11 protein-coding genes are annotated in these 12,665 nt (G+C 43.6%); 5 read left to right on the forward strand and 6 right to left on the reverse strand.

Annotated features, from left to right (window positions below; genetic code table 11):
- The first annotated feature begins 202 nt into the window (after positions 1–202).
- From dinG to xthA, 5 genes are all read left to right on the forward strand, one after another.
- On the forward strand, positions 203–2,278 hold the full coding sequence (dinG, locus tag L3V37_RS06445; protein ID WP_237306014.1) for an ATP-dependent DNA helicase DinG: 2,076 nt from the start codon (positions 203–205) through the stop codon (positions 2,276–2,278).
- 14 nt (positions 2,279–2,292) lie between these two features.
- Positions 2,293–3,078, forward strand: coding sequence for a TSUP family transporter (locus L3V37_RS06450; protein WP_005387866.1), 786 nt, complete (start codon positions 2,293–2,295; stop codon positions 3,076–3,078).
- Positions 3,075–3,620, forward strand: a complete 546-nt coding sequence (locus L3V37_RS06455) for a primosomal replication protein (RefSeq protein WP_005378431.1) — start codon at positions 3,075–3,077, stop codon at positions 3,618–3,620. The genes L3V37_RS06450 and L3V37_RS06455 overlap by 4 nt, the downstream gene beginning before the upstream one ends.
- Positions 3,620–3,784, forward strand: a complete 165-nt coding sequence (gene rsmS, locus L3V37_RS06460; protein WP_005378432.1) for a pleiotropic regulatory protein RsmS — start codon at positions 3,620–3,622, stop codon at positions 3,782–3,784. The genes L3V37_RS06455 and rsmS overlap by 1 nt, the downstream gene beginning before the upstream one ends.
- 95 nt (positions 3,785–3,879) lie before the next feature.
- Complete coding sequence (xthA, locus tag L3V37_RS06465; RefSeq protein WP_005378433.1) at positions 3,880–4,686, forward strand: exodeoxyribonuclease III; 807 nt, start codon at positions 3,880–3,882, stop codon at positions 4,684–4,686.
- A gap of 93 nt (positions 4,687–4,779) precedes the next feature.
- Here xthA and L3V37_RS06470 read toward each other — a convergent pair whose 3' ends face one another.
- The 6 genes from L3V37_RS06470 to L3V37_RS06495 form a co-directional block, all read right to left on the reverse strand.
- Positions 4,780–7,503, reverse strand: a complete 2,724-nt coding sequence (locus L3V37_RS06470) for an ImpA family metalloprotease (RefSeq protein ID WP_237306015.1) — start codon at positions 7,501–7,503, stop codon at positions 4,780–4,782.
- A 154-nt stretch (positions 7,504–7,657) separates the two neighbouring features.
- Positions 7,658–8,335 carry an ABC transporter permease gene (locus L3V37_RS06475; protein WP_053303243.1) on the reverse strand — a complete coding sequence of 226 codons (678 nt, stop codon included), beginning with the start codon at positions 8,333–8,335 and terminating at the stop codon, positions 7,658–7,660.
- Positions 8,336–8,338: 3 nt separating this feature from the next.
- Positions 8,339–9,079, reverse strand: coding sequence for an ABC transporter permease (locus L3V37_RS06480; protein WP_005378436.1), 741 nt, complete (start codon positions 9,077–9,079; stop codon positions 8,339–8,341).
- 81 nt (positions 9,080–9,160) lie between these two features.
- Positions 9,161–9,931, reverse strand: coding sequence for an ABC transporter substrate-binding protein (locus L3V37_RS06485; protein WP_005378437.1), 771 nt, complete (start codon positions 9,929–9,931; stop codon positions 9,161–9,163).
- Positions 9,932–10,014: 83 nt separating this feature from the next.
- Positions 10,015–10,785, reverse strand: a complete 771-nt coding sequence (locus tag L3V37_RS06490; RefSeq protein WP_054729268.1) for an ABC transporter ATP-binding protein — start codon at positions 10,783–10,785, stop codon at positions 10,015–10,017.
- A 264-nt stretch (positions 10,786–11,049) separates the two neighbouring features.
- A complete protein-coding gene (locus tag L3V37_RS06495) occupies positions 11,050–12,525 on the reverse strand; it encodes a 54K polar flagellar sheath protein A (RefSeq protein WP_237306016.1) in 1,476 nt (491 codons plus the stop codon).
- Positions 12,526–12,665 lie beyond the last annotated feature (140 nt).

Genomic DNA, 12,665 nt, shown 5'->3' on the forward strand with positions numbered 1-12,665 from the left:
CATAAAATGGAATAAAAAACCACAAAAACATCATATTTAGAGTTTTATATTTTTCATATAATGAAATTAATTTCATTAAGATTAGGTTCAATATTTTTTTGTGAAGGAGATCTACATTCCTTATAAAAGCATTCCGTTTTGTGAACTACTGTACAACTAGTGATGTGTGCTACTATTCGCCTCCAACGCATTTGAGGCCCGTATGCTGACCAGTAACATTCAAAAATCGATTCGTAATAGCTATCAAAACCTTCAAGATCAACTTGATAACTTTGTGCCTAGAAGAGCACAAAACTACCTTGTTGCAGAGATTGCAAAAACGCTGTGCGGTCAGTATCACAAATCTAACCGAATACTCGTTGCAGAAGCAGGGACTGGAATTGGTAAATCGCTCTCTTATCTAATGGCGACCATTCCCGTGGCTGTACATAACAATAGGAAAGTGGTTATCTCAACGGCGACCGTCGCTCTGCAAGAGCAGCTCATAAATAAAGACCTCCCTCTTTTTCGTCGGATTACCGACCGAGAGTTTTCTTTTATTTTGGCAAAAGGCCGTCAACGCTATTGTTGTGCAGAAAAGCTCGCCACTGCTAGCGGTGCTGATGGTGGCCAGTTAGCCATGTTTGAAACCAAACCTAAGCAAAAAGATATAGAGCTGTTAGAAACAATGCATCGCTCTCTTGCGCAAGGTAAATGGGACGGTGACCGTGATTCTTGGCCTAAACCCATCGACGATAAGCTTTGGCAACTGATTGTCAGTGATAAACACAGTTGCAATAACAGTTTACCAGGCCACCGCGGCTGCCCATTCCAAAAAGCGCGCTCAGAGTTGGATAAAAACGATGTCATCATTGCTAACCACTCTCTCGTCATGGCAGACGCAGATTTAGGTGGCGGCGTGATTTTACCTGAGCCAGAAAATACAATATACGTCTTCGACGAGGCACATCACTTACCTCACGTCGCTCGTGACCATGCTTCAGCATCTGCGAGTTTAAAAGGCGCGGCAGCATGGCTTGAGAAGTTAAATCAGTCGATTAGTAAGTTTTCATCACTCGCAGACGAGAAACGCGTAGCTCGATTTCGCAGCGACCTTCAAGACGCGGTTCAGAACTTGATACCGGCACTGACTCAATTGCCCAAACAGTTCGACCCAGCTCAATTTGAAGAGGGTATCTACCGCTTCGAACACGGTGAACTACCTGAGTGGCTAGAGAACCAATCCAAAGAACTAAAACAGTTCAGTAAAAAAGCAAATCAGAGTGTGGCAAAAATTGCCGACCTTATTGCGGAAAGAGTAAAAGACGGGGAGCTTGCGACAAGGTTGGCTGAACCAGCGCTTGCAGAGCTCGGTTTCTACATTCAAAGGTTAGAAAACCTAGCGCAAGTATGGCATTTAATGGCTGAACCAACTCGTGAAAAAGGTGCGCCTTTAGCTCGCTGGTTAGAAACCCACCCCGATCGCGAGGGTGATTTCATTGTGAGTGTTTCGCCACTTGAAATTGGATGGCAACTCGACCAACAGATTTGGAGCAGATGTATTGGCGCCATTTTGGTTTCCGCAACGATGCGTGCATTAAACTCTTTCCATTACTTTTGCCATCAGGTTGGTATTGATGGAAAACCAGAATCAGGCACTCAGTTTTTAGCGCTTGCGTCACCATTCGATTACCAAAACCAGGCAGAATTACTCATCCCTGCGATGAAATATGAACCACCAGCGCCTCAATTTACTGAATATCTTATTGAGATCTTACCTAAGTACTTGGAAGACAAGAAAGCCAACTTAGTATTATTCTCATCCTATTGGCAGATGAACCAAGTCGCGAAGGCACTCTCTTCGGAGTTCATAAAAAAAGGCTGGGCGTTGCAAGTTCAAGGTGAAAGCTCACGTCAAGATATTCTAAAAAAACATAAAAAGTTTATAGAATCAAATAAAACCAGCGTCTTATTTGGCACTGGCAGTTTCTCTGAGGGGCTAGACTTACCTGGCGAATTACTTGAAAACTTGGTGATTACAAAAATTCCATTTGGCGTTCCAACCTCCCCTATTGAGCAGGCTCATTCCGAATACATTGAGAAAAAAGGAGGAAACCCGTTTATGCAAATAACTGTACCAGACGCAAGCAAAAAGCTGATCCAGAGCGTAGGTCGCTTACTGCGTAAAGAGAGAGATTCTGGTAGAGTAACGATTCTTGATCGACGCCTAGTCACTAAGCGATACGGACAAGCCTTAATCGACTCACTACCTCCATTTAAACGTAAAATAGAATATTAGAAGAATCACCATTTATGGAAATGATTGAGCCAACCATGCTGTTGGTGTTGGCGCTTGTCGCTTTTGTCGCAGGATTTATTGATGCAGTTGCCGGTGGTGGTGGCATGCTTACCGTACCTGCTCTACTTTCGCTAGGCTTGCCGCCTCATATTGCACTAGGCACCAATAAACTTGCCGCTACCTTTGCTTCTTCTACTGCAGCATTTACGTACTACAAAAAACGTCTATTCAAACCTCAATGCTGGAGGCGTGCATTCGTGGCAACACTCGTCGGAGCGACATTAGGTACGCTATTTGTAGATGCGATTAGTACGGATTGGCTGGAAAAAGGATTGCCGCTTGTTATTTTGGCGGCAGCGTTGTATACCGTTTTTCATAAAACACCCCACTCTGCTCATCAAAGTCCAATACCCGAGCCTTGCCCAAAACTTCATAAAAAACAGTACATGCAAGGCTTATCCATAGGATTCTACGACGGACTCGCAGGGCCTGGAACTGGGGCTTTTTGGACAGTAAGTTCAATGGCGCTGTACCGGCTGAATATCTTGCTCGCCTCTGGCTTAGCAAAAGCAATGAACTTTACCAGTAACTTTACCTCTTTGATCACTTTTGCATTCCTCGGACATATCAACTGGGTGCTAGGCTTAACAATGGGAGTATGTTTAATGGCTGGTGCTTTTGTTGGCGCGCACTCCGCTATTAGATTTGGTTCTAAATTCATTCGTCCTGTATTTGTTACTGTCGTCAGCATACTAGCTATTAAATTGGCTTATGACGCATGGTTTGTAGGTTTGTCATGAACATTTCTCAACTCCAGGAAAATCTAGAACAAATGGCGAAGCAAGCCGCTGTTCTTGACCGTCAAAGAGGCGAACATCATGTTCCGCTTTTTGATGAGCGTTTATTTGGTTGCCGCTCTCGCTTACTTACTCCTTGCGTAAAAGAAGCAAAAGCCACGCTGGATGCGATTGTGCGTGAGCAAAATGAAGGTAAGCTCACCGCTTTGCGTGCTGAGTACCTCACTGAACGGTTAGTGGCGCAAATCGGTGCGATTCAACGCGAGATTTCTACCACTAAAATTCGTAAGAATGAAATCAAACATAGCAGCCATTTCCGTAAGCCTATCAACGTGCTTTATCAGGAGCTCGCTCAACATCAAGAGTGGGCAAGACGCTTGCGCGAGATGGTGTTAGAAAAAGAACGTGCTGTCGAAAGCGCTCCTAGTTTTATGCGTGCCGACGCTCAAAAAGTATTACTAGCAACCGAGCAACGTTTAGCGCGTTGTGAAGCAGCACTTCTTAAGCTAGAGAACCAAATTACACATAGGGAAAAACATCAATAATGGCTGATCAACCAACCTCGCCTTTAGATGACGCACCTGAAGAGATCAAACTGGCTGTCGATTTAATCTATTTGCTTGAGAGCAATGAGATAGATCCAGAAGTTGCGCTTAACGCTTTAAAGATCGTGCAAAACGACTTAGAAAACAAATTAAAAGCAAAGTAGCTCAGAGCGTTTCACTCCTTTCACCGAGACTCGTTTTCAGTGCTCTTACACAATGATACTATTCATACAAAAGTACGCCCCAAAAAGGATAAATAATGAAAGTAATCAGCTTTAACATCAATGGACTACGTGCGCGACTGCACCAACTCCAAGCGCTAATCGACAAACACCAACCTGATGTGATTGGTCTTCAGGAAATTAAAGTTCACGATGAAGCATTCCCGATTGAAGCTGTCGAAGCCATGGGCTACAAAGTGTATTTTCATGGTCAAAAAGCACATTACGGCGTAGCAATGCTTTGTAAGCAAGAGCCTCTACACGTACAAAAAGGGTTCCCGACGGATAACGAGGAACATCAAAAGCGCATGATCATGGCAACGTTTTTAAATGAAAACGGCGAAAAGGTCACTGTGCTAAACGGCTATTTCCCTCAAGGGGATAACATCAGCCACGAAACCAAATTCCCATACAAGCGCCAATTCTATAAAGATCTGATGACCTACCTAAACGATCATCACAATAACGACGAGCAATTGATTGTTATGGGTGACATCAACATCAGCCCTATTGATGCAGATATCGGTATCGGCGAGCCAAACCGTAAACGTTGGCTAAAAACAGGTAAATGTTCATTCCAACCTGAAGAGCGCGAATGGTTGAAAACCTTACTAGACTGGGGCTTTGTGGACACCTTCCGTAAGCTATACCCAGAGGTGAACGATCAATTTTCGTGGTTTGACTACCGTTCTCGCGGTTTTGATGATAACCGTGGCCTACGAATTGATGTCATTTTGGCAACCCCTTCTCTAGCGGAAAAGTGTATTGAATCTGGTATCGACTATGAGCTTCGTGGTATCGAGAAGCCTTCAGATCACGCACCAATCTGGTCGACATTTAAGTAATATATTGCAAAGCTATAAGCGAGACTCAACGCTAAGCTTAGTCCGATAAAAAGGGAGACTCAGTCTCCCTTTTTCATATAAATTACCATTTAATCAATGATTTAGCGGCCAAACCGTTTGACCATCAATAGTTATCGGTGTTTGAGCAAATTCGTTCAGACAGTAGCCTGTATTACTACTTGCAAAGTAAGTGAGCGGCATCGGTGGTAGATTCAGCGCCACAACCTGCTGTTTCGCTTTTTCTGTGAACGAGCCCCCCCACATATCTAAATAGCTCGTCATGTCTCGCTGAGAGATGTAGCTCAGAGCAATAAGCAACCAGTCGTTATTCGAGATGCTATTTGCTTCTTCCCGAGAGTAGTTGGCGAAACCAATACTCAATCGTCTCTCATCCCAAAGCGCATCGTCCGATTTTAAGCGGTTAAACTCACGTTCAATCAGGTGCAAGCGCGCCAATAAATGCCAACCATTTTTAAGCACACCTTCATGCTGCGCCGCCATCATCATTTGAATGTAAACACGAGCGCCCCAACTCCAACTGGTTTGATTTTGCGCAGCCATGTATGCGTTTGGATCCGCTTGAGTTCGGCTAGCTTGCAATAATTCAAACTGGCCTTTGAAATCCAAGCTTTGGCAGGTTGAAACTTTCCCCGTATTCTGGAAGAAACGAGACTTACTGTAATACGAGTAGTAATTGGTCGTTGAATGCCCTTCCCAGCCTGAAAATCGGAATCGACCTTTTTCTAAACCATGGCCAAGCTCATGTAAATCACCGTGACCGAGTGGGCTGAATGACCAATAAGCATCATAAGGGTTACCCGAACAACCATAACCACACGTCGCTTGGTCAGCGTTCATGTGCTTAACTATATCAATATTGGCGATTTCCCAACCTTGGTTTTGGGCGTATTGAATAATTTCAGGCACTTCATCTATGCCCGGCCCTTGGAAACCTGCCAGCACATGCGGGTAGTTGTGAACATATTCTTCTGTTGCAAGCGCCATTTCCGAAGGGGTAGACCACATTTCATCGTTGACCGACTCCAACATTTTGTCGCGCTTTGAGTGTACTTCAAACCCAGGAGTGATCAGCTCAGCCCAATCGAATAAATTGGCTTCTAACTGTTGAATAAAAGCGTCGTTGTCCTTCTCACTTCTCCAAACTGGATGCTGTGCCACATGATTAAATTTCAGTTCAACCGGAACATCATTTTTGTCAAAGTGAACCTGTACTGGACCACCATAAGGAGAAGTCAGCGTGATGGTTTCACCCGGCTTCACTTCATAGCCGAATGAAGTCAGCAGTTTTGGTCGCGTGTATCCATCTTTGCTGAACTCATGAGTTGCACCACTTCTTAAAGTGTTGATGACAATCTTAGTCGCCACATCATTGCTGTCATTACGCTTAACCGTAAAGGTTTCCCCAGGAAGCGCATACACACCAGCCGAACGGAAGTTACGCTTTGATTCCATATTAATCGTTGCACTGATTCTCTTTATGTCAGGGCTAAACTCACTACGGCTGAAGTTCCCCATATTTGGTTGTTTTGGGTTTACGCTTCGGCTGTTGTATTGCACGTAATCGGCAAAGTACGACTTTAGGAATTCGGTCATTTGGGTTGATTGTTTGTCCATCGGGAAGACAACCGTTTGACGATAATGATCAGCCAGCAATACCATGAGTTTTTCGTATTGGTAGCCGTTTTGATTAAACAAATCTACTTTTTGTTCATCAAGCTTTTGCAACCAATGGCGAATGCTGTTTGCCCCTGCATAAAATTGACTGTCCATATTCGCAGTGTCAGGGCAGGATTTGTCATCACACTTTGACAAGTCAACGTTGAAATTTTGAGATTCAAAACGAGACAACAGCGCTTGTTGTGTGATGACAGAGTCCGGCACAACGTTCATCAACGATGAAGGTTCCCAGTCGACCAAACCTAACTTACGCCAATAGTTATCTCCCACATAATCAACATGGAATTTTTCCAAAATGTCTTGGCCAAGATCAGTTAGTCCTCCATCCCAATGCAGGTATAGAACAGGAATTTGGGCTTGCTCAGCGTATTCCAGAGCCTCGAGTACTGGTTTGTTGGTATCTCCAGATTGCAGATGCTGTGACAAGATCAATAAGTTTGGAGTATTGGTTTGCAAGCAGCTAAGTAGCTTCGAACCATCGCATAGGTTGACCTCGTTAAACGCCAACTCTTGTGAAACATTGTCTTTTAGCCAATTCCGAGTCGCTTGCTCATCCGGAAAGTAATAAGACTGGTCCATTTGCGCGATGACGACGTTTGAAGTAACTCCGCCCGACAACCAAGTGACCAGGTTACTTAACCATTGCGTCATCGCTGCGTTGGAAGAGTCGGGAAAACGTTGTGCCGTTCTAAATGGGTTACTACCTAATAGTGCGTAACGTTGACCATTAGACTTTTCCCCGGCAACGCCAATTGACAGAGCTTGATCTTTGTAACCGCTTGCCATGGCCTTATTGGTCATCAAGATGGTGTCGTTGAAGCCATACTGAGGTGCCAAGATCGCGGCATCATGGGTTGGATCCCAATAAAGACCTGAAAGGCTTTTCGCAATTGCAGATTTGATCGTATTCGACTGCATCTTGTGAGCTTCCACAACCTGATGACTTTTACGAATGAAATCGCTCGGGTCAGAAACGAGCAGTGCATTACCAGTTTCCAGAGCTTGTTGAACTGGAGCTGGCGTTGGTTTTACTTGAGCATTAGGTTGTGATTCTCCCTCTCCCCCACCACATCCTGTGGCTAAGGCGGCAATGCCCAACGATAGAATTGTTTTTTTCATTTTTACTTACTAAACAATGAGTTTACCGAATGTTAATGTAAGTCAATGAATAATAAGAAAGAGTCTTTTATATCGGCTGGAAAAATAGGAATGAAGATAACAAAATTATCAAAAGCAATAGCACCCATTCCGGTGCTATTGCCTCTATTGATAATTAGCTTAAAGGACGTAGATAAGCTAAGAAACGCCTCTCTGCCACTTTGAAACACCACAAGATCATAAACGTCAGTGCCATGTAGAACAGCCCCGCCGTCAGGAAAGACTCAAATGGTGCATAGTAGCGCGAGTTTACTAGACGCGCAGCACCAGTTAAATCCATGATGGTAACGATGCCCGCGACTGCACTTCCGTGCAGCATAAATATGACCTCGTTGGAATAAGCTGGTAATGCTCGACGCAATGCACTCGGCAAGATAATACGTCTGTATGTCATAAACTTACTCATGCCATACGCTTTCGCAGCTTCCACCTCACCTTTCGGCAAACCATTAATCGCACCACGAATAATTTCTGCGGTGTAAGCCGATGTATTCAGAATAAAAGCGACCAAAGCACAGAACCAAGCGTTCTCCCACAAGGTATCTTTCACAGGGAAAAACTGATCCATGCCGTAGTAAATCAAATACAGCTGAACCAATAGCGGCGTTCCACGGAAAAAGTAAATGAATCCCCAAGAAGGTAAGCTTAGAGCGTAATTGGTACTATTGCGTGCCACGGCTAATGGGATAGAGACACACAAGCCAATAACCAACGCTAATCCCACTAACCAAACTGTTGTCCAAAGTCCCTGAAGATAAGTTGGAAAGCTTTCAATAATCAAAGAAAAGTCCATAACTTACCTCGCATGAATACTGAACTTACGCTCAACAAGCTTGAGTAGCCCGGTCGAAACGCTGGTAAAAAATAGAAAGATGAGCGCGACAGCCATGTAAAAGGTGAACGGCATTTTCGTTGTACCTGCTGCCAATGAGCTCATTCTCACCATGTCATCCAGACCAATAATGGAAACTAACGCTGTGGTCTTAAGTAACACTAACCAGTTATTACCAAATCCAGGTAATGCATGACGAATCATCTGAGGAAGTAAGATTCTTCTAAACGATAAAGCAGAGCTCATCCCATAAGCTTTCGCCGCTTCTAATTCACCCTTGTCCACCGCCATGATCGCTCCACGAAAAGTCTCCGCCATGTAGGCGCCAAAGATAAAACCAATCGTGAGTACACCAGCTATAAATGGGCTGACATCAATATAATCAGGTAAGTAAGACGTCCATTCATGGTTTGGATCACTCGAGGCAAACCACTCGTTGAGCGTTTCGTTGATGGAGTAAAGGCTGTTATTTAAAAGTATTTGTCCACCAAAGAAAATTAGCATCATCAGAACCAAATCTGGAATGCCGCGAATGACTGTGGTGTAAAGAGTGGCAATCGCCCTTGCCCATTTGTAAGGTGCTAACTTAGCTAATGCGCCAAGCATGCCTAAGACCATGGCGAGAATGAGTGAAAGCACTGCAACTTCTATTGTTACTAAAGCTCCTTTCAAAATCGAAGCTTCGTATCCTTGTAAATCTAGCATAGGTGAGTTCCTAATCCCTAAACTCAAAAAATCGACCGTTGACTACTTCTAGGAACAAGCCAACGGTCGCTTAATTACGGTTTATTCACCGTACACATCGTAGTTAAAGTATTTACCAGCAATTTCTTGGTAAACACCTTTCTCACGTAGTGAAATAATTGCTGCGTCGAGTTTCTTCGTCAGATCTTTGTCTTGTTTACGAACAGCGATACCCATACCTTCGCCAAACCATTTTGGATCGGTTAACGATGGTCCAACAAACTCATAAGCTTCGCCACCTGCTTTGTTGATCACACCCTCTTCTAGAGCAGACGCATCACCTAAAACGGCAGCAATTCGACCATTTTCTAGATCAAGATACGCTTCATCAAAAGAGCCATAACGCACAATTTCAACATCATCGCCGTAGTTGTCAGTTAAGTACTTGTCATGTGTCGTCGCACGTTGCACGCCAATTTTGACATCTTTAAGATTATCAAAATCTAGACCCGCACCTTTCTTAGCGATAAATTTATTTGGGATTTGTGCGTACTTGCCAGTGAAATCGACTTTTTTCTTGCGCTCTTCAGTGATAGACATTGCTGCGATGATGGCATCGTACTTACGTGCAAGCAGAGAAGGAATAATACCATCCCAATCTTGAGCGACGATTTTGCACTTCACTTGCATCTCTTCACAGAGTGCATTTGCCATGTCTACGTCAAAGCCTTTTATTGAGCCATCAGTTTCTGTCCAGCTAAACGGAGGGTAAGCACCTTCGATACCAAAGCGAACTGTTTTCCATTCTTTCGCTTGGGCAACACCTGATACTGCCGTTGCAGCAATCGTTGCTGCTAATAACCACTTTTTCATTTCCATACTCCTGTGATTGCTATTTTATTTCGTTTTGTTTGTTGTGTTGGCTTAGGAGGCAATAGTCTGCCGCCTAACAAATATTAGTAAATGGATGAGATAAACTGCTGTAATCGTTCTGAATCCGGGTTTGTAAATAGCTTAGCTGGATTTCCCTGTTCTTCCACTAAGCCTTGATGTAAAAACATCACATGGTTTGATACGTCACGCGCAAACGCCATTTCGTGCGTGACCACCAGCATAGTTCGCCCTTCATCTGCCAAATCTCTCATTACCCCCAGAACTTCTCCTACAAGTTCTGGGTCAAGCGCAGAAGTTGGCTCGTCAAACAACATCACCTCTGGGTCAACTGCTAGCGCACGGGCAATAGCGGCACGTTGCTGCTGGCCGCCAGATAAGTGCCCAGGGTAATAATCTTTACGCTCATACAAGCCTACCTTCTTAAGCAAGACTTCTGCGTTTTCAATCGCTTGAGCTTTTGGAACGCCTAAGACATGAACAGGCGCCTCAATCACGTTTTCTAGTACGGTTAGGTGAGACCAGAGGTTGAAACCTTGGAAAACCATTGCCAGGCGTGAGCGAATACGTTGGACTTGCTTTTCATTAGCAGGAACAGATTCACCTGCTCTGCTGTTCTTCATTTGGATTAATTCACCATTTACCCAAATTTCGCCCGCGGTAGGCGTTTCTAGCAAGTTGATACATCTGAGAAAGGTACTCTTACCTGAGCCGGAAGAGCCAATAATGGAGATAACATCTCCTTTGTGCGCGGCAAGTGAAATGCCTTTTAAAACTTCATTTTGTCCAAATGTTTTGTGCAGGTCTTTTATATCTAGCGCTGGTACATCATTCATGCGCCCTACTCCCTGTGTTTTTGTCACTGCAATTAAGGGACTCCGCCCTCTCTAATTCGGAACAAATTAGCACCGCCCTTTGAAACTTGCAACAAATTATTAACCTAAAAAATTCGAATAGAAAGATACGATAGACAAATTAATATGCAATATATAGCAACATATTCTTCAAAAGTTGAATATTAAATATAAAAAAGCCCCTTTCAAAGGGGCTTAATAAATTTACAAAAGTGTTAATTGAAACCTATTCGAGGTCGCAATGAATTAATTAAAACGACTGACTACCAACGAGTTTGAAGTACGTAATGTCACTTCATTTTCTAAGCCTTCTTTTTCAGAAGTAATGATGCCATCTAGGTCTTCATCTAGTTCAGGCTCTGACGCTTCACCATTGGAGAAGAAGCTCATGAAAACTTTAGAATCAATATTACTATCTTCATTCACTACCAAAGCAGTGCGATTAAAGTCGTCCGAAGCTGAAACTTTCAAACCGTTAACGGCCGATGTTGGGAAGTTGTAGTAATGCAATTCTGGAACAACAACAGAATCACTATCACTTGTTGTGAAAATGCGATGTGTGACTCTGTAGTCGCCTGAAGTTGCAAAGTAAGCGACACGAGTAAAGCCTTCAGTAGACGATGTTAAGCCCATGTCCAGATCAATCACGGACTCTGCACTTCCTTGCGTTGATACACTTGGTTTTGTGTTCGGCAGGTTATCAATATTTAAGTAAGCACTCGGATCAACGTCAATATCCCATCCGTCAGAGATCGTTTCGTTAAGTAGAGACTCCCAACCATTAACTTGATTCTCTGAGAACGCCATGTATACCCAAGTTTCTTTATTCGTTGCACTAGGGCGATTATATTCAACGGCCGTTTTATCCAGCTTCAACGCGTCATATGCAAAGCCGTTAGTAACAAAGCCAATGTTGAGCGAGTCGTAAGTATAGTCAGAAGACGAATAAATGTTTGACGTATTATCCGCTCTAACTAAGGCTATCTCACCAGTTCCCCACGAACCAATACCATACTGGTAAAGCGCTTTGTCGCTTGAACCTGATTCATACTGAAACAATGCCGTTGGTTCACCTTTAAGCCCCATCAGTTCATCAGTAGGCAACATATCAGGGTTCGGAGACGTGAAAATATCGGTTTGCGAGACAAAGTTGTAATCTCCGCCACCTGATTCAGCGTTTCGGTAATCTAAGTTAGTAAACTTATTGCTTGCTAAGTTACCGCCAGTAAAGCATTTGTTCAAAGAGTCTCGGTTTAGTGCAAAAGTAGCATTACGTAGTTTCTTATCTTCCAAGAACTCTTTTGAAAACGTGTTTACTCGAGCTTCTTTGCCGTTAAATTCTATTGCTTGAAACGTTATAAAGCCGCCGTCAGGGATATCTTCAAGATAAAACTTAAAGTTATCAGTGGTAGGTTTGATAATGTCTCCGGATCTTTTGCCATCTGCATCAGAGTAGTAACCGATAACATAGTTGGTCACTTGCTCTTTTGACGCTGCACTGTAGGTTAAAACCGTTTTATCGCCGTTCAGCTCAGTTTTGTGGTCATATACAGTACAACCTTTCGTAGTTGCTTCACTTTCAGTCATTGTTGCTGGTATAGCAAAATCAAAAGTAAACGCAGTTTTCGGCGCTGCACCACCGCCACCGCCGCCACTGCCGCCGCAACCGACCATTAACCCTGAGATGATTGCCACTAGTGGCAGTACTTTAAGCTGTTTCATGTCTTTTTCCTAAACTGAGCGGCAATGATTAGCCAAAAAATTGTCTTTGCTCTGTCCAAAGCAAGAATAAAGCCAGCTTTATATAATCACCGTGAATATTGACATTTAATCTGCATCTCGTGCAAAAGGACAAAAAGTTC

Source organism: Vibrio sp. D54 (assembly GCF_021728075.1).
Taxonomy (GTDB): domain Bacteria; phylum Pseudomonadota; class Gammaproteobacteria; order Enterobacterales; family Vibrionaceae; genus Vibrio; species Vibrio alginolyticus.